The 22,402-nt window shown below is 68.0% G+C and carries 19 protein-coding genes; 10 read left to right on the forward strand and 9 right to left on the reverse strand.

The genetic code is table 11. The annotated features are described in order from the left end of the window. Positions 1–48: 48 nt before the first annotated feature. Complete coding sequence (locus tag MEU52_RS03595) at positions 49–558, reverse strand: GNAT family N-acetyltransferase (protein ID WP_238120098.1); 510 nt, start codon at positions 556–558, stop codon at positions 49–51. A 218-nt stretch (positions 559–776) separates the two neighbouring features. Here MEU52_RS03595 and MEU52_RS03600 point away from each other — a divergent pair, with 218 nt between their 5' ends. Both MEU52_RS03600 and msrA read left to right on the forward strand, forming a co-directional pair. Next, positions 777–1,091: a hypothetical protein gene (locus MEU52_RS03600; RefSeq protein WP_238120089.1), complete on the forward strand. Its 315-nt coding sequence runs from the start codon at positions 777–779 to the stop codon at positions 1,089–1,091. A gap of 108 nt (positions 1,092–1,199) precedes the next feature. Further along, complete coding sequence (msrA, locus tag MEU52_RS03605; protein ID WP_238120087.1) at positions 1,200–1,856, forward strand: peptide-methionine (S)-S-oxide reductase MsrA; 657 nt, start codon at positions 1,200–1,202, stop codon at positions 1,854–1,856. Between the two features lie 23 nt (positions 1,857–1,879). Here the strand turns inward: msrA and MEU52_RS03610 are convergent, their stop codons facing one another. Further along, complete coding sequence (locus tag MEU52_RS03610) at positions 1,880–2,863, reverse strand: LLM class flavin-dependent oxidoreductase (protein ID WP_238120085.1); 984 nt, start codon at positions 2,861–2,863, stop codon at positions 1,880–1,882. Between the two features lie 327 nt (positions 2,864–3,190). Here MEU52_RS03610 and MEU52_RS03615 point away from each other — a divergent pair, with 327 nt between their 5' ends. Beyond that, positions 3,191–3,880, forward strand: coding sequence for a fumarylacetoacetate hydrolase family protein (locus MEU52_RS03615; protein ID WP_238120083.1), 690 nt, complete (start codon positions 3,191–3,193; stop codon positions 3,878–3,880). Positions 3,881–3,890: 10 nt separating this feature from the next. On the opposite strand, the gene MEU52_RS03620 is transcribed toward MEU52_RS03615, so the two are convergent. Together MEU52_RS03620 and MEU52_RS03625 are read right to left on the reverse strand one after the other, a co-directional pair. After that, on the reverse strand, positions 3,891–4,604 hold the full coding sequence (locus MEU52_RS03620; protein ID WP_238120070.1) for an adenosylcobinamide amidohydrolase: 714 nt from the start codon (positions 4,602–4,604) through the stop codon (positions 3,891–3,893). 99 nt (positions 4,605–4,703) lie between these two features. Continuing rightward, positions 4,704–5,780 (reverse strand): 3-hydroxyacyl-CoA dehydrogenase NAD-binding domain-containing protein, encoded by a 1,077-nt coding sequence (locus tag MEU52_RS03625; RefSeq protein WP_238120056.1) that lies wholly within the window; start codon positions 5,778–5,780, stop codon positions 4,704–4,706. A gap of 138 nt (positions 5,781–5,918) precedes the next feature. On the opposite strand from MEU52_RS03625, the gene MEU52_RS03630 reads away from it, so the two are divergent. Further along, positions 5,919–7,031: an Lnb N-terminal periplasmic domain-containing protein gene (locus MEU52_RS03630; RefSeq protein ID WP_238120054.1), complete on the forward strand. Its 1,113-nt coding sequence runs from the start codon at positions 5,919–5,921 to the stop codon at positions 7,029–7,031. Here the strand turns inward: MEU52_RS03630 and MEU52_RS03635 are convergent. The 3 genes from MEU52_RS03635 to MEU52_RS03645 all read right to left on the reverse strand — a co-directional run bounded on the left by MEU52_RS03635 (position 6,983) and on the right by MEU52_RS03645 (position 12,430). Then, positions 6,983–7,489, reverse strand: a complete 507-nt coding sequence (locus tag MEU52_RS03635; RefSeq protein ID WP_238120051.1) for an acetone carboxylase subunit gamma — start codon at positions 7,487–7,489, stop codon at positions 6,983–6,985. The two genes, MEU52_RS03630 and MEU52_RS03635, sit on opposite strands and share 49 nt — an antisense overlap. Positions 7,490–7,673: 184 nt before the next feature. Then, entirely contained in the window at positions 7,674–10,004 is a 2,331-nt protein-coding gene (locus tag MEU52_RS03640) for a hydantoinase B/oxoprolinase family protein (protein WP_238120049.1), read from the reverse strand. A gap of 272 nt (positions 10,005–10,276) precedes the next feature. Further along, positions 10,277–12,430, reverse strand: a complete 2,154-nt coding sequence (locus MEU52_RS03645; protein ID WP_238120046.1) for a hydantoinase/oxoprolinase family protein — start codon at positions 12,428–12,430, stop codon at positions 10,277–10,279. 425 nt (positions 12,431–12,855) lie between these two features. Between MEU52_RS03645 and MEU52_RS03650 the strand changes: the two genes are divergently transcribed. Together MEU52_RS03650 and MEU52_RS03655 are read left to right on the forward strand one after the other, a co-directional pair. Next, entirely contained in the window at positions 12,856–14,832 is a 1,977-nt protein-coding gene (locus MEU52_RS03650; protein ID WP_238120043.1) for a sigma-54-dependent Fis family transcriptional regulator, read from the forward strand. 207 nt (positions 14,833–15,039) lie between these two features. Beyond that, the gene (locus tag MEU52_RS03655) at positions 15,040–15,597 is read left to right on the forward strand and encodes a glutathione peroxidase (RefSeq protein WP_238120039.1); all 558 of its coding nucleotides are present in this window, start codon (positions 15,040–15,042) and stop codon (positions 15,595–15,597) included. An 88-nt stretch (positions 15,598–15,685) separates the two neighbouring features. Here the strand turns inward: MEU52_RS03655 and MEU52_RS03660 are convergent, their stop codons facing one another. Beyond that, on the reverse strand, positions 15,686–16,903 hold the full coding sequence (locus MEU52_RS03660) for an amidase (RefSeq protein WP_238120037.1): 1,218 nt from the start codon (positions 16,901–16,903) through the stop codon (positions 15,686–15,688). A gap of 292 nt (positions 16,904–17,195) precedes the next feature. On the opposite strand from MEU52_RS03660, the gene MEU52_RS03665 reads away from it, so the two are divergent. The 4 genes from MEU52_RS03665 to MEU52_RS03680 all read left to right on the forward strand — a co-directional run bounded on the left by MEU52_RS03665 (position 17,196) and on the right by MEU52_RS03680 (position 21,700). After that, complete coding sequence (locus MEU52_RS03665) at positions 17,196–17,894, forward strand: TetR/AcrR family transcriptional regulator (RefSeq protein ID WP_238120033.1); 699 nt, start codon at positions 17,196–17,198, stop codon at positions 17,892–17,894. A 28-nt stretch (positions 17,895–17,922) separates the two neighbouring features. Continuing rightward, positions 17,923–19,536, forward strand: a complete 1,614-nt coding sequence (locus MEU52_RS03670) for a gamma-glutamyltransferase family protein (RefSeq protein WP_238120031.1) — start codon at positions 17,923–17,925, stop codon at positions 19,534–19,536. An 85-nt stretch (positions 19,537–19,621) separates the two neighbouring features. After that, on the forward strand, positions 19,622–20,098 hold the full coding sequence (locus MEU52_RS03675; RefSeq protein WP_238120028.1) for a MarR family winged helix-turn-helix transcriptional regulator: 477 nt from the start codon (positions 19,622–19,624) through the stop codon (positions 20,096–20,098). 147 nt (positions 20,099–20,245) lie between these two features. Further along, entirely contained in the window at positions 20,246–21,700 is a 1,455-nt protein-coding gene (locus MEU52_RS03680) for a UbiD family decarboxylase (protein WP_238120026.1), read from the forward strand. Between the two features lie 170 nt (positions 21,701–21,870). Here MEU52_RS03680 and MEU52_RS03685 read toward each other — a convergent pair whose 3' ends face one another. Next, positions 21,871–22,332: a MarR family winged helix-turn-helix transcriptional regulator gene (locus tag MEU52_RS03685; protein WP_238120297.1), complete on the reverse strand. Its 462-nt coding sequence runs from the start codon at positions 22,330–22,332 to the stop codon at positions 21,871–21,873. Positions 22,333–22,402 lie beyond the last annotated feature (70 nt).

Raw genomic sequence — 22,402 nt, forward strand, 5'->3', positions numbered from 1 at the left:
ACTCTCGCTTCCAGCTTCGGATCGCGCAGGACTGCCCCCGCGCGGGCGCTACCGCTGCCAAGCGAAAGCGATCTTGTCCAGCGTTTTTGTGCCGAACCTCTCGGTTGAGGATGCGACCGGTTGACCACCCAGAGCTTTATAAAAGCCCACCGCATTCTCGTTTTCGGCCAGCGCCCACACCACCAGCCCGTCGAGCCGCGCCAGCGCCAGATCGCGCCGCGCCGCCGCAAACAGGCGCTGGCCGAAGCCCAGCCCCTGATATTGGGGGTGCAGGTAGATCTCGTAGATCTCCCCGCCATAGGGCAGCGCCTTGGCCCGGTTGCCACCGAAATTCACATAGCCGGCCAAGTCATCACCCACCAGCAGCACGGAAATCCGGCTACCCCGGCGAATGGCGGTCTGCCACCATTGCGGGCCACGCCGCTCCACCATCCGCTCCAGCTCGAGGCCGGGGATGAGGCCGCGATAGGCCGCCCGCCACGCCGCGTCGTGCACCGCCGCGATCACGGGCGCGTCGGCGACCTTCGCTCTGCGGATTTCGATCACGAGCGTGTTCATGGCACGATGGAAGCAGACGCTGCGCTTCCCTTCAAGTGGCACTCTCTTAAGATGCACTGCAATATCATGCGCGCGCCGGCCTCCGGCGCCGGCCTTTCGGCTGGGGCGTTCCCGAATCGGCGCGGAGGCGACAAGATCGTTGCGGGCGGGCGTCTCCCCTGGAATGGGGGACGCGCGCCTGTCCTGGCTCCTTCACTGACGTGGCGGCCGTCGTGCGAATGATCCGTTTTCTGCTTCGTTTCTCCGGCTTCTGGCTGCTGGCCGGCGGCTTCGTCGCGCTGATCGTCGATGGCACACGCTCCATCGCCGCCTCGGCCATGCTCTTCACCTCCGCCGGCGATGCCTGGTATGCGCTGGCGCCGGGCAACATCGAGCATGCGGAAGCGGTCACGGAGGCCGCTTCCCCCCTGTTATGGAGCAAGCTGGTGATGCCGCTGCTCTCCCTGCCAGCCTCGGCGGTGCTGGTGGTGGCGGGCCTCGCCCTGCTCGGCCTGGGGCGCAGCCGCGAGCATTCGCGCTTCGAGGTGAGCTGACCCCTCGCGGCTCTCCCGCGCCATCCCCATATCTGCGACACAACACAGCGACGGCGCGGTCGGTGTCCTCACGGGCCTGATCGCACACCGCTCAGCAGGAGCGCCGCCATGTTCTTTCTGAAAAAGTCCCTCGAACTGCCCACTGCGGACCAGGCCCTGCCCGGCCGGTCCACGCCACTGCCCACCGCCGCCAACCATTTCGTCTCGGGCCACCCGCTGAAAGGCCCCTATCCGGAGGGGCTCAAGACTGCGGTGTTCGCCCTCGGCTGCTTCTGGGGCGCGGAGCGGCGCCTGTGGCAGGTGCCCGGGGTCTGGGTGACCGCCGTCGGCTATGTGGCGGGGCACACGCCCAATCCCACCTATGAGGAGGTCTGCTCCGGCCTCACCGGCCATACCGAAGCGGTGCTGGTGGTCTACGACCCGGCGGCCGTGAGTTATGCCGCGCTGCTGAAGGTGTTCTTCGAGGCCCACGACCCGACCCAGGGCATGCGCCAGGGCAATGATGTGGGCACCCAATACCGCTCCGGCATCTATGTGACGGACGATGCGCAGAAGATCGAGGCCGAGGCCGCCAAGGCGGCCTATGGCGCAGCCCTGAAGGCGCGGGGTTTCGGCCCCATCACCAGCGAGATCCTTCCCCTCGGCCCGTTCTATTTCGCCGAGGATTACCACCAGCAATATCTCGCCAAGAATCCGAACGGCTATTGCGGCCTGGGCGGCACCGGCGTCAGCTGCCCGATCGGCACGGGCGTCGCCGCTCCATAGGCCGGCAACCGGGCGCGCGCCCCTCAGGCCGCCGCGGGCAGTTGTGGGCGGATGGTGGTGGCGAACGCCTCCACATCGGCCAGTCGCTTGCTGAAGGCGGGGGACAGCGGCTTCAGCAGCACCATGCGCGGATCAAGATCGGCGGCGATGGTAGCGAGCTGCGCCCGCACCTCGTCCACCGTGCCCACCAGGGAATCCGCCACCATGCGATCGAGGGCGAACCAGGGCGTCCAATCGGGCTGCGCCTGCTGGGTGGTGGCCTGCATGCGTTCGACGAACGGGCGCAGGAAACCCTTGGCCTCCTCCACTGCCTGTTCGCGGGTCGGCGCCAGGTGGAAGAAGCGGATGAGGGTGAAGCGCGGATCGACGCCCGGCGCCGCCGCGCGATACATGTTCAGGCTCTCGCGCGCGCCCGCCAGCGGAAAGGGCGGCGCCGCCATGATGCCATAGCCCCGCGCCGCCGCATGGCGCAGGGCATCCGGCGTGGCCGTGGCAAGGAAGGTGGGAATGGGCGCCTGCACCGGCTTGGGCACCAGCTCCACGCCATCAAGATCGAAAAACGCCCCCTTGAAGCGCACCGACGGCGTGTAGAGCAGCTGCTCGATCACCTCCAGCGCCTCCAGGGTGCGGGCGCGGGACTCCTCCTTCGCCACGTGGAAGTGCTTGTTCTGGACCGGAAACGGCCCGCCCTTGGCAACCCCGAGGTTCAGCCGCCCACGGGAGAGGATATCCACCGTCGCCACGTCTTCCGCCACCGTGATGGGATCGCGGAACGGCAGCAGCACCGCCGCCGAGCCGAGCCGGATGCGCGAGGTCTGCCCGGCGAGATGGGCCAGAAGGGCGAGGCAGGAGGGGCTGGCCGCGCCGGGGTTGAAATGGTGCTCCGCCACCCAGGCCTCTTCATAGCCCAGGCTCTCCGCCGCCCGCACCAGCTGGGTCTGCTCTGCAAAAGCCGAGACATAATCCTGCTGTGGATTCTCATAGGTGCAGAAAATGCCGAAACGCATGGCAATCCCCCAAAAGCAAATCGCGTAAGCGCCCGACCGGCGACCCACGCCCAGGCTGGAAACAACAACGTTATATATATGTGAATATAGTTCGACTGTCATGACTGCGCAGGGGCTCCGCGACAGACCAGGGAACCACCCGTGGTGGGCGTTGCCGGCTTTCCTCGCCCGCCACAACGGCCTAATAGCTTCGGTTGAGGTCGCCGCCCGTCATGCGGGCGGGCTGCGCCGGGACCTTGCGCCCCGACCTGGCGAAGCCGCGACCGCCCCAGGCTGACCGAGACTGGCGCGAGGCCTGGTGTCCACATCGGCGTGTCGGAGTCCGCGATGGTCGACTATGTGTTTCCGCCGCTTGCCATCCCCACCCTGCCGGTGGTCGGCAGCACCGCTGTGTTCCCGGTGCACCGCATCTATTGCGTTGGCCGCAATTTCGCCGACCACGCCATCGAGATGGGCCACGACCCCAACAAGGAGCCGCCGTTCTTCTTCCAGAAGAACCCGGACACCCTGGTGCCGTCCGGCTCCACCATGCCCTATCCCTCCGCCACCAAGGACGTGCACCACGAGATCGAGATGGTGGTGGCGCTGAAGTCCGGCGGCACCGACATTCCGGTGAGCGAGGCTCTCGACCACGTGTTCGGCTATGCGGTCGGCCTCGACCTGACGCGCCGTGACCTGCAGGCGGATCTCAAGAAGCTCGGCCGCCCGTGGGAAGTGGCCAAGGCGTTCGAGAATGCCGCCCCCTGCTCGGCCCTGGTGCCGGCCAGCGTCACCGGCCATCCCTCCGCCGGCCGCATCTTCCTCAAGGTGAATGGCGCGGTGAAGCAGGACGGCGACCTCAACCAGATGATCTGGAAGGTGCCGGAGATGATCGCCACCCTCTCCACCCTGTTCCGCCTCGCCCCCGGCGACCTCATCTTCGCCGGCACCCCCGCCGGCGTCGGCCCGGTGGCGCGCGGTGACCGCCTCGAAGGCGAGGTGGCCGGCGTCGGCACCCTCGACATCACCGTCGCCTGAGCTTCACGCCTTAGAACACCAGCCGGCCGGGATCGGCCAGCCAGACGGCGGCGGCCTCACGGGTCGCCGCCAGCGCCGCCGCGCCGAGCGCCTCGCCCGCCGCGGTGTGAAGACCCGCATAGGGCACTGGCGCCCCCGCTGCCGGCGCGCTCATCACCACGCAGTCGGTGCCGGTGCCAGACACCGCCTCATCGGCTCCCTCGCGGCGGAAATCCGCCTCCAGAATGGCCCGGGTGCGAGCCTGCACGACGATGGAGGAGGCCTCCAGCAGCGCTGCCTCGGTCAGGGAAATATCAAGGGCTGCCAGCATGTTGACGGTGCCGGCGGTGAGCCGCTTTGCCGCCTCGGGCGAGAAGCGGTGGCCCACCCGTTCCCCATTGTTGAGGCCGAGGGTGACGAGGCAGGTGGCGGTGATCCCCTCCACCCGACAGGTCACCAGATGATGGTGCGCCACGTTGCGGGAGGTGAGCAGGCCGACGGCTGCCCCAAGCCCTTCAGATTCCAGGCGGTCACGGAACCAGGCGGGCACGTCGAGATCGGCCGTGAGGTCGCGGTTGCGCACCTCCAGCCAAGCCACCTGATCCGCCGTGGTGAAGCCCGGCCGGGTGACGGACCAGGACACCATGCGCTGCGGCGCGGTGAACCGGGCCACCAGCCAGGGCCGGGCGCAGTGGACCTGGAACAGGGGTTCAGGCGTGGCCCGACAATGGTCCGCGATCGGCACCGGCACTCCTCCTCAGTCTCGCGGGCCAGATGGGCAGCTCCCGAACCGCACGCGACCCGGCGCAGGGCCGGGTCGCGAAGGCATTGAAGCTGAAGGCTTTCAGCCCCGCTTGGCAGGATCGCCCTCGATATCTTCCGCCGGGGTCTGGCGGGTGACGGAAGGAGCGTCGCTGCCAGGGAAGGTCTCTTCCAGAGCCTCGTCCAACCGCCGGTCGGCGGCCGCGGCGGCACTGGCTTCGGCGCTGGCGGCGCGCAAAGTAATGATGTCCGTCAATAGCTTATCGCGCCATTGGGCGAGCTCGGTCATGGAGCGGCCGTCGGCTTCCGCCTTGACCCCGTCCACCAGCGTCTGCTGCAGCTCGGCGGTCATGTTGGGTGTGCCGAGATCGGCCCACCAGCTTTCCACCGCCGGCAACAGGTGCTCCATGAAATGGGCAAGGCCGCCCTGGCCGCCGCCCAGGTTGAAGGTCATGTGCGGGCCCATCAGCGCCCAGCGCAGGCCGGGCCCTTCGGTGACCGCGGCATCGATGTCGGAGACCGATGCAACCCCTTGCTCCACAAGGTAGATCGCCTCCCGCCACAGGGCCGCCTGCAGGCGGTTCGCCACGTGGCCGGTGACCTCCTTGCGGATCTCGATGGGGCGCTTGCCGATGGCGGCATAGAAGGCCATGGCGGTGTCGATGGCGGCGCGGCTCGCCTTCTCGCCACCCACCACTTCCACCAGGGGAATGAGGTGGGGCGGGTTGAACGGGTGGCCGATCACGCAGCGCTCGGGGAAGCGGCAACCCTGGGAGAAGCGGGTGACGAGGAGGCCCGACGAGGAGGACGCAATCACCACCTCGGGCGGCAGAAGCTCGCCGATGACCCCGAGGAGCTTCTGCTTCACCTCGTAGCGCTCCGGGGCGTTCTCCTGAACGAAGTCCACCCCCTCGACCGCCTTGGCCGGATCGGGCTCGAACCGCCACCCCTTGGGGTCGCCCTTCACCGTGCCGAGCGACTTCAGCACCGGCCAGGCGCCGTCGATGAGCTGCTGGGTGTGCTCCTTGGCGCCGGGGGCGGGATCACTCACCACCACGTCGAGACCATGGGCCAGAAAGTGCGCCGCCCAGCTGGCGCCGATGGTGCCGGCGCCGATGACGGCGACCTTGCGGATGGGGCTATGGCTGGCGGCGGACATGGCGGCACTCCTTCACGCAGTTCGACAGGACGATGGGCCAAACCCACCGTTGGTAGCGGTCTACGCCACCTGGAGGCGCCCGTCGATCACGCCCGCGTGATCCCCACAGACGTGGCCGGAACATGCTAGAGGGGCGCCATGGATCGCTCCCCTCCCCCCGCTCCTCCGACCCGCAGCGCCCGGCTCGCCCGGCGCCTGTGGGCGCTGGCGCTGATACTCGGCACGCTCGGCCTGGCCGCCTGGACCGCCACCGCCCTCGCCTTTCAGGCCAGCCCCTTCTGGCGCTGGCCGGCGACGGCGGCGGTGCTGGTGGTGGCCGCCGCGATCCTCTTCCTCGCCCCCCGGCGGCCGGCGCGGGCGAGCCTGGTGCTGGCGGGACTTGTGGCCATCGTCGCTTTGTGGTGGTCGACCATCCTGCCCCGCGACGATCGCGACTGGGCGCCGGATGTGGCCCAGAGCGTCACCGCCACCTTCCACGGCAGCCGCGTGACCCTCGCGCATGTGCGGGTGTTCGACTGGCACACGGAAGATGCGGCGACCGAGCGCTGGGAAACCCGCACCTTCGATCTCGACCGGCTCGACCGGGTGGATGTCTACAGCTCGGTGTGGGCCAGCCCCGCCATTGCCCACACCCTGGTGGGTTTCGGCTTTTCCGATGGGCAATATGTGGTGTTCTCGGCCGAGATCCGCCGGGAGAAGGGCGAGACATTCTCGGAAATCGGCGGCTTCTTCAAGGATTTCGAGCTGGTGCTGGTGGCCGCCGACCCGGCCGACATCATCCGCCTGCGCACCGATGCGCGGGGCGAGCGGGTCTCGCGCTATGCTCTCAAGCTGACGCCGGCGCAGATGCGCGCGGCCTTCCTCATCTTCGCCCACAAGGGCAACAACCTCGCCGCCCGTCCGCGCTTCTACCAGACCCTCACCACCAATTGCACCACGGTGGTGTTCCAGCTGGCGCGGCTGGTGGAGCCGGGCATGCCGTTCGACTGGCGCATCCTGTTGTCCGGCTACCTGCCCGGCTATCTCTATGAGCACCGCATGATCGCCACCGATCGGCCGCTGGCCGAGGTGGAACAGGCCGCGGTGCTGGCGCCGGGCGCGACGCCCTGGCGCGAAAAGACCCCGGCGGCGGGTTCTCCGCCGGGGCCAGTGACCGCGCCCCTGGGGCGCCCTTCAGCGGACCAGTCGCCGAGCCCCCCCGCTCAGCCGTCCGCCCGCTCCGGCACCTTCAGCCCGAGCCATTCCGAATAGAAGGCGTCGATATCGGGCTCGAAGTCGCGGATCACCGGATACCAGGGGGTGGGCGCCTCCACATCGTGAAGGGTGCCACATTCCCCGCAGAAGTATTCGCGGATCACCTGCCAGGTCGGTGTGGGCGCCATCAGGCGCGGATAGATTTCCTCCATCTTCTCGGGGGTATCGCGCACGTGAACGCGGGCGTGCAGCTTCCAATTGTCCTGCCAGCCACAGAAATCATGACCGCATTCGCAGCGCACGGTCCATTTCTTGGAGACCTTCTGCTGCACGATATAGAGCTTGGGACCGAGCGGCAGGATGATTTTGTCATCCCACGGCACGCGCTCCTGCAAAATCTCCACATAGGTCTCGAACCGCTCCGGATCTTTCGGAGTGGAGAGCATCTGATGCAGGGTATCGGCGTCGATCTTGCCTTCGACCAGATCCTCGATCTTCGAGCGGGTGTAGGCCATGGGGTGTCCTCCTGATTGGATTTGTTTGTGCCCCTGCCGCCAGTGCGGTGGGCGCTTCGGTTTCTTCCCTCTCCCCTGGCGGGAGAGGGGGTGCGTTGGGCAAGGGGTGAGGGCGGCCGCCCCCTCCCAACCCTCCCCCGCAGGCGGGAGAGGGCTTTAGGGGAGCGGGCTGCCCCGGCCGGGCTCACTCCTCCACGAGCTGGACGGTGTGGACGTCCGGCAGTTCGGACAGGTCCATGGAGTAGCGCGAGCCATAGGTTGGCACGCCGATTTCCTCTTCCGTCAGGATCCAGCTCTCGGGCAGGTTCCAGAAGCTGCGGAAATCACGCTCGAACTTCGGCCCCAGCTTGAAGGAGGCGGCAAACATCTGCCGCACCTGGGTGGAGGCGTCCTTGGCGAGGATCTTCTCGCGCTCGCCCTTCATCCATTCGGTGGTGGGCACCGACTTGGCGATGCGGGCCTTGCGCATCTGCGCCCGGGCCGCCTCGGTGGCCGGCAGGTCCGCCACATAGAGGCCATCGGCCCCCTTCTTCACCACCACGCCATACACATCCCCGGCGAAGCGCTCCAGGATGTAGCCGCCGTTGAGGTCCTCGGCGACCTTGGCCGGTTCGCGGTCCAGGGGATCGCCGAAGCCCGGGCCACCGCGCATGGTGTTGAGATAGAGGTCGTAGTCGGAGAACATCTCCTCGGTGGTGATGGCCTGCTTGTCGCGCTTGATGCGGGCCTTGGGCAGCATGGCGTCCCAGGTGGGGTTTTCCGGATCGACATCGCCGCCCAGCGGGATCGGCGCGCCGGAGGCGATCAGATCCTTGAGCCCCGTATCATGGGCGGCGAAGCGATAGCCGGAGGCCGCCGGATAACCGCCCATCAGTCCCCAATCGGAGGAGATGTGGCCGTTGCCCATGAAGAACATGGTCCAGTCCTTGGCATTCCAGACCAGACGCAGGCTTTCGAAGCCGCAGCCGCCGCGATACTTGCCGGAGCCGCCGGACGAGGCCTTGATCTGCCGGCCGAGATAGATGAGCGGCTCGGCCAGTTCCCAGATCTCCATGTCGCCCATGTCGCCTTCCGGGTTCCAGATGGCGGCGGCGTGGGAAAGGCCGTCCTGCACGGCGGTGGCGCCGGTGCCGTTGGCGGCGCACTCGAACGAGTTCACCGCATGGATCTCGTCATACTGGTTGAAACCACCGCCTTGCAGCCAGTTCGACGTATTGGCATTGCCGGCGTTCACCTCTTCCAAGTATCCGCGGCCGAAATAAGAGCGCGACAGGCCGCGCCACAGGGCCGTCCAGGCCGAAACCAGGAAGTGCCAGGAATAGGAGAAAGCGACGCGCCGGTCGTCCGGGTTCATCCAGGTGCCCTTGGGCAGGCGGAACTCGGTGCCATAGGCGGCGCCGTCATTGATCATCTCGGAGGGAATGAGGGTCTGGGTCATCATCACCCAGATGCCCGAGGTGAAGCTCACCTGGTGGGCATTGTAGGTGTGCCAGCCCCACCGGCTCGCGCCCTCGAAATCGAGCCGCCAGGTGCCATCCTTGCGAATGGTCATCTCGCACGGCGCGTGCATGATGGTGTCGATCTTGGCGAAGTCCGAGGGCACCCGCACATCGTCATGATTGTAGGGCACGTCGACGAAGCCCACCTGGCGATAGGTGCCGGGAATGGTCATGGCCTTGATGCGGGCCTGCAGGCCCAGGCGGCCATGCTCCACCGCCTCATAGGCGAACTTCCAATAGGCCTCGATGCCTTCCTCGGCGATCACCTCTTCCACCAGCTTGCGGATCATGTGGCAGCCGGCGACGCGGGTGCGCTCGTCCAGCATCCAGTAGCGGGTGGTGCGCACCATGCGCTGGCTCTCGTGCAGCCAGTCGCGGAACAGTTCGTCATTGGCGCCGATCTTGCGGCAGGTGATGGAATAGCCATCGCCGAAGCGCTGCACCTGGCCGGTGGACATGGAGCCCGGGCCCACCGAGCCGGTGTCGATGACGTGGGTGACGCCGCCCACCCAGCCGATCAGCTCCCCTTCCCAGAAGATGGGCACGATGGTGTGGATGTCGCACGGGTGGACGTTGCCGATGAGGCTGTCGTTGTTGCAGAAAATATCCTTGTCGGCGATGCCGGGATTGGCCTCCCAATTGTTCTCGATCATGTATTTGATGGCCGCACCCATGGTTCCCACATGGATGATGATGCCCGTTGAGGTCAGAATGCTGTCGCCCGCCGCGTTATAGAGGGTGAAGCACAGTTCGCCCTCCTGCTCCACGATGGGGGAGGCGGCGATCTTCTTCGCCGTCTCGCGCGCATCCACCACGCCGGCGCGCAGGCGGGAGAACAGCTTGTTGTAGAGAATGGGCTCGGCTTCCCGCAGATCCAGCTTCGTCAAACCGGCATAGCGACCGGTGGACTTGGTGGCCGCCATGAGGCGATCGCGGTGCTCCTTCAGCGTCTCACCCCCGCGCACGAGGCCGCGCGTGGCGCTCTGCAGGCTGGTCTGCTTCACATTGACGTTCATGGGTGCGTTTCCTCTTCAATTCTTTAGGTTTTGCAGTCCTGATGTCTTTGTCCCTGGCCTTTACTTCTCCGGAGCCTCCGGCCTCCTCGCGAAAGCCCTCTCCCGCGTGCGGGGGAGGGTTGGGAGGGGGAAAGGGCGGCCTTTTTCCGGGAGCCACATCCGGCCGGGAGTGCCCGACCCTGGCGGCGCGAACCCCCTCCCCGGCCCTCCCCTACAAGCGGGAGAGGGGGCGGGCGCGGTGCCATCGACGGCGAGGCGGAACCCGCCGGGCCTCACACCTCCTTCAGGTGGAACAGGCGGTGGCCGTCGAGCCAGGTCTCGAAACCGTCGGGCACCACGAAGGTGGTGGCGTCGGATTCGATGATGGCGGGACCCATCACCCGATTGCCCGGGCGCAGGCTTTCCATCTTGTAGAGCTGCGCATCCACCCACTTCTTCTTGCGATAGAACTTGCGGGTGCCGATCTTGGCACTCTCCGGCGGGATCTCGCCTTCCTCCGGCTCCTTCGGAATCTTCGGCTTGGGGATCGGCACCATGCCGCGCATGATGGCGCCGGTGACCGAATAGCCGAGCTCCGGCGAGCGGGCGGAGGCCGCATAGACCCGGCCATAGGTGGCGTTGAAGGCGTCCGTCAGCTGGTCCCAGTCGCTCGCCGAACCCGCCTGCTTCAGCGGGCTCTCGATCTCCAGATCGTTGAGCTGGCCGCGATACTGCATGCGGTAGCCGGGCTGAAGGGTCACCTGCTCGGGCGCATAGCCGTTGAGCTTGAACTCCTCCAGCACGTTGTGGGTCAATTCTTCCCACGCCGCCTGAAGCGTTTCGGCCGCCTTCACCTTGTCCGCCTCGGGCGCATCGGTGGGCATGTTGATGTCGAGGGACTTGTCGTAGCGATATTCGAAATCCGCGGCCGCGCAGCCGAAGGCGGAGAAGCCCGCCGCCCAGGCCGGCACGATCACATCCTCGAAGCCCAGGCCCTCCGTATAGCCATAGGTGTGCACCGGGCCGGCGCCGCCATAGGAAAAGCAGACGAAGCTCGCCGGCGAATAGCCCTTGCCGGAGATCATGGAGCGCAAATAATCGCGCAGATCACTGTCGAGCAGCTCGATGACGCCGGCGGCGGCATCTTCCACCGTCAGGCCCAGCGGATCGGCGATCTGCGTCTTGATGGCATCCACCGCCCGCTGGCGATCGAGCTTGATGGCCCCACCCAGGAAGTTGTCGGGGTTGAGATAGCCGAGCACCACGTGGCAGTCGGACACCGACACCGTCTCGATGCCGCTATCCTTCCAGCACACCCCCACCCGGTAGCCGGCACTGTCCGGGCCGAGCTTGATGGCCTTGGTATAGGGATCGAGCCGGATGAAGGAGCCGGCGCCAGCGCCCACGGAATCCATCGCCACCAGTGGCAAGGAGAGCACCAGACGGGCCATGTCCGGATCGTTCTTGATGGTCATCTCGCCTTGGGTGATGAGGGCCACGTCGAACGAGGTGCCGCCGATATCCGAGCAGGCGATGTTCTTGTAGCCCAGCACCTCGCCCAGATATTTCGCGCCGATCACTCCGCCGATGGGCCCCGACACGATGGTGCGCGCCAGCTCCTTCGCCTTCCAGGAGATGGTGCCGCCATGGGTCGCCATCACGCGGAAGTCGAACTTGGTGCCGCGATCCTTGAAGGCGGTGGAGATCTTGTTCAGCGTCTGCCGCGAGGGCTCGGCCGCATAGCCTTCCAGAATGGTGGTGTTGGTGCGGTGGGTCTCCTTGCGCACCGGATAGTAATCGGCCGAGGCGAACACCGGGATGGTCTTGCCGCTCTTCGCCACTTCCTCCAGCACGATGTCGCGCACCCGGCGTTCATGGGTGGGGTTCTTGTAGGAATGGAGCAGCGAGATGACGATGCCTTCCACATCGGCGGCGATCAGCTCGCGGGCGGCGGTGCGGGCGGTGTCCTCGCGCAGCGGGATCACCTGCGTGCCCATCATGTCGGTGCGCTCGGTGACGCCGCGGGTGAGCTGGCGCGGCACCAGCGGGGGATCGTAGCGGTGGGTGTTGAGGTGGATGCGGTCCTCATAGGCATAGCCGAGGTGGCTCTGCACCGCGCGGCCCATGCGGTGGAAATCCTCCATGCCCTGGTTGACGATGAGGCCGCACTTCAGCCCCTTGCGCTGCACCACGCGGTTGAGCATGGCGGTGCCGGAATAGACGCCGGTCTGCAACTGGCCGAGGGCGTCGTGGAGCGACATGCCCCAATTGGCGAGCCCGTCCTCGGAGGAGGCGATGAGGCCGATGGATTCGTTCTGCGGCGTCGATTGCGCCTTGCCGACGACGAAGTCGCCCTCGGCATCCACGAAGAAGGTGTCCGTCATGGTGCCGCCGGCATCGATGCCGAGCACCTGGACGTTACGCAGAGTTCCCACGGGCACGTTCACGTGTTGATCCTCCCTTTGTCAGGCCGGCCTCAAGCTGGGTCCGGTTCCGCAAGAAAAGGTCGCGAGGATCGTGCCAATTCTGTAATTCTGATCGAAATCCCGTCATTTCAAGCTGTTAATTCGACAGGTCAGCAATCATTCCCGGTGATGACTGTCCGAGTTTCGGACAAGTGTCGTCCGAACACCGCGCACCGGACACCAACTCTTGCCGGCCCCTGCGGCTGCACTTGTGCTCAATGGGTCCATGGGCCTATCCTTCATGGCAAGTCGATCGCCGCAGCACGCGGACAGAATGCGACAGTGAAGGGAGAAACCGCCATCGTTCGGGCGGCGCCACGCCAGCACACCAGCTGCCCCCACGATGGCCAACGGCCTTGAGGCGACGCGCCCGGGACAACGCGCCGCCGGCCGGGAGGACATTGCCGGTGACACGTGTCGAGATGGCTATGGACAACATGGCTGTGGGCAGCCCTGCGGCGACGGCCACACGCCTCGTCGCCGGCGCCGACATCAAGCGCGCCTGGGAAGCCTTCCACCAGGATGGCATTGCCCCGCCGTTCGTGCGGCCGGCGGTGGTGGCCTCCTGGCAGCGCTCCCGCGCCCACCGCATCACCGCCGCCCGCGCCGAAGCGCCGCTGGTGAGCGAGGCGGAGCTGCATTGCCGCCGCCAGCAGAACCTGCGCCTCATCCACGCCGCCCGCCCAGCCATGGAGGAGGCGCGCGCCCTGCTCGCCGATGCCCATTCCATGCTGGTGCTGGCCGATCCCGCCGGCACCATCTTGGAGACCGAGGGGGACGCCCGGGCGGTGGATACGGGCCACGAGGTGAAGCTGCAGCGCGGCGGCATCTGGCGCGAGGCGGAAATCGGCACCAATGCCATCGGCACGGCGCTCGCCGGCCGCCGCCCGGTGCAGATCCATGCGGACGAGCATTTCTGCGCCGCCGTGCAGCGCTGGACCTGCGCCGCAGCGCCGGTGCTGCACCCCACGGAAGGCACGGTGCTGGGCGCGGTCGACATCTCCGGCTTCACCGACACCTTCAACCCGCAGAATCTGGCCCATGCGGTGGCCCTCGCCCACCAGATCGAGGCCATCCTCGGCCGCCGCATCGCCGGCGAGCACGACCGGGTGCTGCGCCATTTCCTGGGCAAGCGCGCACTGTGGCTGAGCGAGGAGATCATCGCCTTCAGCCGCTCCGGCGCCCTCATCTTCTCCACCGACCGGGCCCTGAAGGAGCTGGTGCGCCGCAATGATGCGGTGCTGGCCGACGGCCGGCTGATGCCGGTGCGGGAGACCGAGCCGGAGGCCTGGGCTCACAAGATCGCCGAGCTTCTGCCCGGCGCCAGCCTGGAGGTGGTGAAGGAGGACGGCGAGGAGATCGGCGGCGTGCTGGTGCTGCATGCACCGCGCCGCGCCCGTGGCGGCGGCCAGGGGCCGGCGCTTGGCGGCGAGGCGCCGCTCAGCTTCGAAGCCATCATCGGCGAAAGCCCGGCCCTGCGGGCGGCGCGCGATCAGGCCCGGCGCATGTCCGAAAGCGGCGTTCCGGTGCTGCTGGAGGGGGAGACCGGGGTCGGCAAGGAGGTGTTCGCCCGCGCCATCCACGGCGGGCGCGAGCCCGCCGGGCCGTTCGTGCCGGTCAATTGCGGCGGCCTGCCGCGCGATCTCATCGCCTCCGAATTGTTCGGCTATGAGAAGGGTGCCTTCACCGGCGCCGATGCCGGCGGGCGCGCCGGCAAGGTGGAGGCGGCCGATGGCGGCGTGCTCTGCCTCGACGAGATCGGCGAGATGCCGCTGGAGCTGCAATCCTATCTGCTGCGGGTGCTGGAAGACGGGGTGGTCTATCGGGTCGGCGGCCACGGGGCGCGGCGGGTGAACCTGCGCCTCGTGTCCATGACCAACCGCGATCTGTCCGCCGAAGTGGCCGCCGGGCGGTTCCGGCGCGATCTCTATTACCGCATCGCCGCCCTGCGCCTCGCCATTCCGCCGTTGCGGGAGCGGGGCGACGACATCCTGCTGCTGATGGAGCATTATGCCCGCGCCGCCGCCGTGCAGGCCGGCCGCGCCACCCCGCGCTTCACCCCCGCCGCCTTGGATGCCCTGAAGTCCCACGCCTGGCCGGGCAATGTGCGCGAGCTGCGCAACGTGGCCGACATGCTGGTGGCCCTCACGCCCCCCGGCGCGGCCATCACTGTGGAGGACCTGCCCGCCGACATCCGCGCGGGCGCCGCCCCGGTGGCGGACGGCGGCGGCGACCTCAAGTCGCTGGAGCGCTCCGCCATCCTGGCGGCAGTGGAAGCGGCGGGCGGCAACCTCTCCAAGGCCGCCAAGGCCCTCGGCATCGCCCGCTCCACCCTCTATCTGCGGCTGGCCGCCCTGGAACGCGGCGCCGGACCGCGTCCATGAAACGACCCTTCGGCAGCATGGCCGCGCGCGAAGGGCGGGCGCCGTCACCCGTCGCGCAAGCGGGAGAGGGAGCGTTTCCACCAGCTGAACGTAGATCGGGCTGGCCGCGAGGGCGTGCGGCGGGACAGCACGCTTTCCGCGGTTGCGTGATGGGGCGATTGATCTAGGCTCGCGGCCAAAGACCGGACCCGAGCAAGGATGCCCCAAATGTCTCAGCCTTCCGCCACCCCCGCGCTGGAACAGATCCCCGTGACCCGCATCGACGGCACGCCCGCCACCCTCGGTGATTTCCACGGCACCGTGCGCCTGGTGGTGAATGTCGCGTCCAAATGCGGCCTCACCCCGCAATATGAGGCGCTGCAGGCCCTTTATGCCGCGCGCCACGGCGATGGGCTGGAGATTCTCGGCTTTCCCGCCAACAATTTCGGCGCCCAGGAACCGGGTACCGAGGCCGAGATCTCCAGCTTCTGCTCCACCACCTATGGCGTCACCTTCCCCATGTTCGCCAAGATCTCGGTGAAGGGCGCCGATCGCCACCCGCTTTATGACGCGCTGGTGGCCGCCCAGCCGGAGGCGGTGGGCGCTGACGGCATGCGTGCGCGCCTTGCCAAGCATGGGGTGAATGCGGCGCCGAGCGACGTTCTGTGGAATTTCGAGAAGTTCGTGGTGGGGCGCGACGGCACCGTCATCGCCCGCTTCTCCCCCGACGTGACGCCGGATGATCCGCGCCTGACCCAGGTGCTCGACAGCGCCCTCGCCGCCTGAATCAGACGGCCGGGCCAGACGAGCCCGCCCGGCGGCGCAACGCGCGCGCCGGGTCTGGCCAGATCAGCCATGGACACTGGCGCCGCGCTCACGCGCCTTCGGGCGCGCACAAAGCGGCGGCCAGTTCCACCAGTTCCAGATCGCTGCCGCGCCGGCCCACCAAAGACAGGCCGATGGGCACGCCATCCACCTCGGCCAGTGGCATGGACACCTGCGGCAGGCCGGCAAGGCCGGCGGTGCACAAGAGGTTCATGGCGAGGTGGCGATAGGTCACCTCCGTATCCGCCGCCGCCGAGCCGCGCAGGGGCGCCACCCGCGGGGTGGAGGGCAGCACCATCACCGTGCCGGGGGGCAGCAGCGCGCGGGTGCGCTCCACCACCGCCTGGCGCATCACCTGCGCCGCTTCCACCTCGGCCGGGTCCTGGCGGGCGGCCGCGGCGAAGCGATCGGCCACCCCGGGCCCGAAGGTGGGCTGCACCGCTTCCACCCAGGCGCCGACGCTCTGCCAGATCTCCGCCGCCTGCAGCGCGCGGAACGCCGCCGACCAGCGGGCGAGGCCATCCTGCGCCAGCACGGTCTCCTGCGCCGGCCCCACCCGCGCTTCCACCTTGGCGACAGCCGGCATCAGCGCGGCGCGCACGTCATCCCCGAGCAGGGCGAAGGCATCGGCCGGAAACACCAGCCGGGTGGGGCGCGGCGCCGGACCATTGTCCTGCAGCAGCACCCGCGCCACCTTCACGAACACCTGCGGATCGCGGGCTATGAAGCCCACGCAATCGAAGCTCGGCGCGAACGGGGCGATGCCATCGGGCGAAATGCGATCGTGGGTGGGGCGCAGGCCGAGGAGGCCGCAATAGCTGGAGGGCACCCGCACCGAGCCGCCGCAATCGGAGCCGAGGGCGAAATCCACCCGGCCCGCCGCCACCACCGACGCCGAGCCAGAGGAGGAGCCGCCGGGCACCCGATCCGGCGCGGCGCTGTTGAGCGGCGTGCCATAGTGAAAATTCTCGCCGGTGAGCGAATAGGCCAGCTCATCGGAAATGGTCTTGCCCTCCACATCGGCTCCGGCCTCCAGAAGCCGCGCCACTGCCCAGGCGTGGTTGAGGGCGGGCGCGTGGGTGCGCGCCCATTCTGGATGGCCATTGCCGGTCACCACCCCCTTCACGTCCAGAACATCCTTCACCGCGAAGCGCAGGCCCGACAGCGGACCGCCGGGACGGCCGGCCACATGGACGCGGGGACCCGGCACATAGGCGCCGAGATCATCAACAGTGGGGGAGGAAGACGAAGTGTGCGGAGCGGACATGACGGCCTCGACTGGAGCAACGCGACTTTGAAGACGGCGGGGACTTGCGGCCCGTCTGGAGACGGAGCCGGACGGCAGATCTGCGGACGGCACGCCCGGGCCTGCCCCGGGACCGCCGGACGACACGAAGCCCCCTTGCTGTGAACGGTGCGAAACGTTGAAGGTCATCACAGGGGATAGCATGTAAGTAAAATTTTGCATATAAGCGAAAACGCCGGCAGAATGGCGTTGAGAGCGACCCGGCAGACCGGTGCGACGGCCTCTCACCGCCTTTCCACGCGCGGAGACACGTTTGAAACCCATCGCCGCCCCTCAGGATGCCCCAGAGCGGCCCGCGCCCCGCAAGCGTGATGCGGCGGCCACCCGGGCCCGCATTCTGGAGGCCGCCCGCGCCGCCTTCGCCCGCGAGGGGTTCGCCGGGGCTCGAGTGGAGCAGATCGCCCGCGGTGCCGCCACCAACGTGCAGATGATCTATCGCTATTTCGGCGACAAGGAGGGGCTGTACCGGGCCGTCCTGGAGGCCACCTACCGGCATCTGCGCAGCCTGGAACAGGGGCTCGACCTCACCGCCCTCGGCCCGGTGGACGGCCTGCGCCGGCTGGTGGAATTCACTTTCGACTATTTGCGCGATACGCCGGAATTCGTCGCCATCATCCGCAACGAAAACATGGCGGGAGCCTCTTTCGCCCGGCAGATGCCGCAGATCCACGAGAGCGCGCACCCGCTGGTGGCGGCCATCGACGACCTTCTCGCCCGCGGCCGCGCCGCCGGCGTGTTCGCCAAGGACAGGGACACCGACATGGATGCGGTGGACCTCTACGTCACCATCCTGTCGCTCTGCATCACCCACGTCTCCCAGCGCGAAACCCTCTCCGTGCTGTTCTCCCGCGATTTCGGCGATCCTGCCTGGCTGGCCCGGCGACGGGCCCAGGTGGTGGCGATCGTGCTGACCGTCCTCACCGCCCCATCCCCCTGCGCGCCCCGGGCCTGAGGCCCGCCCGCTGATCCGGAACCTCGACATGACTGACTTCGACTGGAGCGCCGGCTACCCCTCCCGCCGCCTGCCGGTGTTCGGCAACAACGTGGTCTCCACCTCCCATCCCCTGGCCAGCCAGGCCGGCCTCAAGATGCTGTGGAAGGGTGGCAATGCGGTGGATGCAGCCATCGCCACCGCCGCCGCCATGACCATTCTGGAGCCCAACAACAACGGGCTGGGCTCGGATGCCTTCTGCATTTTGTGGGACGGCAAGGAACTGCACGGCCTCAACGCCTCCGGCCGCGCCCCGGCGGCCTGGACGCCGGCCTATTTCCACGCCCGCTACGGCGCCGACGCCAGGCGCCCGCCCCAGCGCGGCTGGGATGCGGTGACGGTGCCCGGCGCGGTGGGCGGCTGGGTCGCCCTCTCCGAACGGTTCGGCAAGCTGCCCTTCGCCGATCTCATGGAACCGGCCATCGAGATCGCCGCGCGCGGCTCTCTCGTCACCCCGGTGAACCAGACCAAATGGGTGGCGGCGGAGAACCTCGCCGCCCAGCCCGGCTTCGCCGAGACCTTCCTGCCCCGGGGCCGGGCGCCGCGGGTGGGCGAGCACTTCGCCATGCCGGCGGCGGCGCGCACGCTCAGCCGCATCGCCGAAACCAAGGGCGAGGCCTATTATCGCGGTGAGATCGCCGAGGCGCTGGAGCGCCACGCCAAGGCCGAGGGCGGCGCGCTCACCGCCGCCGACATGGCCGCCTATACGCCCCAATGGGTCACCCCCATCACCCAGGACTATCGCGGCTACACCCTCAACGAGATTCCGCCCAGCGGCCAGGGCCTCACCGCTTTGATCGCGCTGGGCATTCTCAAGAGGTTCGACATCGCCGCCCATGAGATGGACGGGCCCGACGCGCAGCATCTGATGATCGAGGCCATCAAGCTCGCCTTCGCCGATGTCTATCGCTACGTGGCCGACCCCAGCGCCATGGAGGTGACCGCGGAGGCGCTGCTGGACGAGGCCTATCTCGCCCGCCGGGCCGCCCTCATCGACATGAAGACGGCGCAGCCCTTCGCCCCCGGCAATCCGGTGAAGGGTGGCACCATCTACCTCACCACCGCCGACGCCTCGGGCATGATGGTGAGCTTCATCCAGAGCAACTTCAATGGCTTCGGCTCCGGCGTGGTGCTGCCCGAATGGGGCCTCTCGCTGCAGAACCGGGGCCATGGCTTCAGCCTCGATCCGGCGAGCCCGAACCTCGTCGCCCCGCGCAAGCGGCCGTTCCACACCATCATCCCCGGCTTCCTCACCCAGGATGGCGCGCCGCTGATGAGCTTCGGCGTGGTGGGCGCCAACATGCAGCCCCAGGGCCAGGTGCAGACCCTGGTGCGCATGCTGGACTATGGGCTCAACCCGCAGGCCGCCTGCGACGCCCCCCGCTGGCGCTTCAATGCCGGCCTCGCTCTCGACATGGAATCGTCCATGCCCGCCGCCACCATCGCCGCGCTGGCGGAGCGCGGCCACCAGCTGAATGTGGAAGACGACCCCTACCAGGATTTCGGCGCCGGCCAGTTCATCTGGCGCATGGGCGATCCGGCGGTGGAGGGCTACACCGCCGCCAGCGATCCGCGCCGCGACGGGCAGGCCGCCGTCGGCTGAAGCGCACGCCTGGATTTGCCGCCGCGAACATGGTTCCATCGCCGGCGGCGGCAGATCCTTGGCCGCGCGGCGAAAGGCGGCGGCGGTGAGCGAGCGTGCGAAGGCCCGGGCGAGAGGCCTGTTCAAGCGACCCGGCTTTCTGCTGCGCAGGCTGCACCAGATCTATGTGGCCATCTACCTGCAGGAGTGCGAGCGGTTCGGCACCACGCCGGTGCAGTCCAGCGTGCTGCAGGTGCTGCTGCTGGAACCGGGCATCGACCAGGCGACCCTGGGCGTCACCATCGGCATTGATCGCACCACCGCATCCACCGTCCTCGCCCGGCTGGAAAAGCGCGGCCTGGTCCGCCGCGAGGCCACCGATGAGGATCGCCGGGTGCGCCGGGCCTTCCTCACCCCCCAGGGCGAGGCGATGGTGGAGGAGATGCAGGGCGCGCTGGAAGCCGCCCACGCCCGGCTGGTGGCGCCGCTGCCCGCCGCCGAGCGCGCCGACTTCATCCGCAAGCTGACCCGGCTGGTGGAATCCAACAATGACGAGGGCCGCACCGAGCTGCGGAACCTTTAGGCAGCGCTGCGCAAACAATGGCGTTGACCCGGCCCCACATATTCAGCACGCTGACGACCTCGCGTAAGCAGCGAGCCCGACGCGATAAAGAGCGCCCAGACCGTCAGTGAACTGATGATTGAGCGACCCCGCCTGAAAGGACCCACCGTGAGCGAGACGACGGACCTCGATGCCCAGAGCCTGCGTGGCTTTCTCACGATGGTGGAACGCCGTTTCCCCGATGAGCTGCTGCGCATCCGCGAGCGGGTCGACCCGCGCTTTGCCTCCACCGCCGCGGTGTTCGAGCTGGAGCGGGCCGGCCGCAGCCCGGTGATGGTGTTCGAGGATCTGGGGGGCCTTGGCGATCTCAGCGGCCAGGCGCAGGCGGCCGGCGCGGCGCCGGCGGCGCGGCCCATGCCGCTGGTCACCAACATCGCCGCCAATCGCGCGCTGCTCGCCGCCTGCCTCGACGTGAGCGAAGAGGCGCTGCCGACGGCATTCCGGGAGCGCTGCCGCTCCTATCTGCCCTGCACGGTGGTGCCGCGCGGCGCCTGGGAGGATGCGGTCATCGAAGGGGATGACCTCGACCTGACGCGCCTGCCCATCCCCCTGCAGTTCAGCGTGGATGCCGCCCCCTACATCACCGCTGGCCAGCTCACCGCGCGCGACCCGGAGACCGGGGTCGACACCACCGGCTTTCACCGGCTGATGCTGAAGGGGCGCAACCGGCTGGGGGTGTCCCTGCATTCGCGCCGGCGCATGTATGAGTTTCATCGTCGCGCCGCCGCCCGCGGCCAGAACCTGCCGGTGGCCATCACCCTGGGCGTGCACCCGCTGCATTACATGGGCTCGATGGTCTATGCCTATCCGCCGGACGTGCGCAAATTCGAGATCATCGGCGGCCTGTTCGGCGCGCCCTATCAGCTCGCCCGCTGCGGCGTCGCCGATCTTGAAGTGCCGGCGGGGGCCGAGATCATCATCGAGGGCGAGATCCTGGCGGACGTCCACGAGCCGGAAGGCCCGTTCGGCGAATTCACCGGCTACGCCTCGTTCCGCTCCACCCAGAACGTGTTCGTCGCCCACCGGCTGCGCATGCGCCGCGATGCGCTATTCCATTCCGTGGTCTCCGGCATGGCCAAGGACCACATCCTGGTGTCCTGCATCACCCGCGAGGGGGAGATCCTCAACGCGCTGAAGCGCAACCTGCCGAACGTCACCGGCGTGCACGTGCCGCATTCCACCTGCGGCGCCTTCACCGCCATCATCGCCATGCGCAAGACCGCCGAGGGCGAGCCGCAGATGGCGGTCATGGCGGCGCTGGGCACCGAGCTCTACACCAAGCACGTGATCGTGGTGGACGACGACGTCGACATCTTCGACCTCAACGACGTGTTCTGGGCCATCGCCACCCGGGTGCGGGCCGAACAGGACATTTTCTTCGTGCCCGGCGCCAAGGGCGCCATTCTCGATCCCAGCTCCGACCCGCAGAGCTTCACCGTCACCAAGATGGGCATCGACGCCACCCGCCCCACCGGCCGCGATTTCGCTGAGCGCCTCGTCATCGACGAGGACGAACGGGCGCGGGCCCGGGCGCTGCTGGAGCGCGCCGGCATCCCCCTCTAACACCGGCCTGCCCCGCCTGCCGGCGCCCGGACGCCGCCGCGGGCAATCCGCACCCCATGCACACATGCGCCCGCATCCGGCCCCACAACGGGCAACGCCGGTGAGATGACACCACCGACGATTGCGCGGATCTGTCGCTGCCCGATGAATGCGCAGTACGCTGCGCAAATTTAGAGCAGATCGAAATCGGTCTCGCGGTCGGCATGAGACGTTACAATTTTTTTCATGAGATCAATGAGTTGTCTCTGCTCCACCGGGGTGAGGGCGGCCACCGTGGCGGCATGGGCCTGGCGGGCCGCCGCCTCCATGGCGGCAAGAGTCGCGCGCCCCTCGTCGGTCAGCCGGCAGCTCTGCGAACGGCGGTCCGTGGCCGAGGTGCCCCGCTGCACAAGTCCCCGTGCCTCCAGGCGCTTGAGGGCGCCGGTGGTGGTGGTGCGATCCAGCGCGACGATGCGCGACAAGGTGGTCTGGTCGGCCTCCTCCCGGTCGCTGAGGGCCGATAAGAGGCTGTATTGCACCGGCGTCACACCAAAAGGTGCGCAAAGCTCAGAAAATAGGCTGACATGCATCTGATGCATGCGACGCGCGAGGAAACCCGGGCGGTCGAACAGGGGCCACTCATCGTCCCGCATCGCCTTGGCGGTCACCGAGCAAGCATCTGATACTGCTTCACTTTTCATAACACTCCCCTCTGCGCGACAC

It is taken from the genome of Xanthobacter sp. NM-25, from assembly GCF_022138605.1.
Classification (GTDB): domain Bacteria; phylum Pseudomonadota; class Alphaproteobacteria; order Rhizobiales; family Xanthobacteraceae; genus Xanthobacter.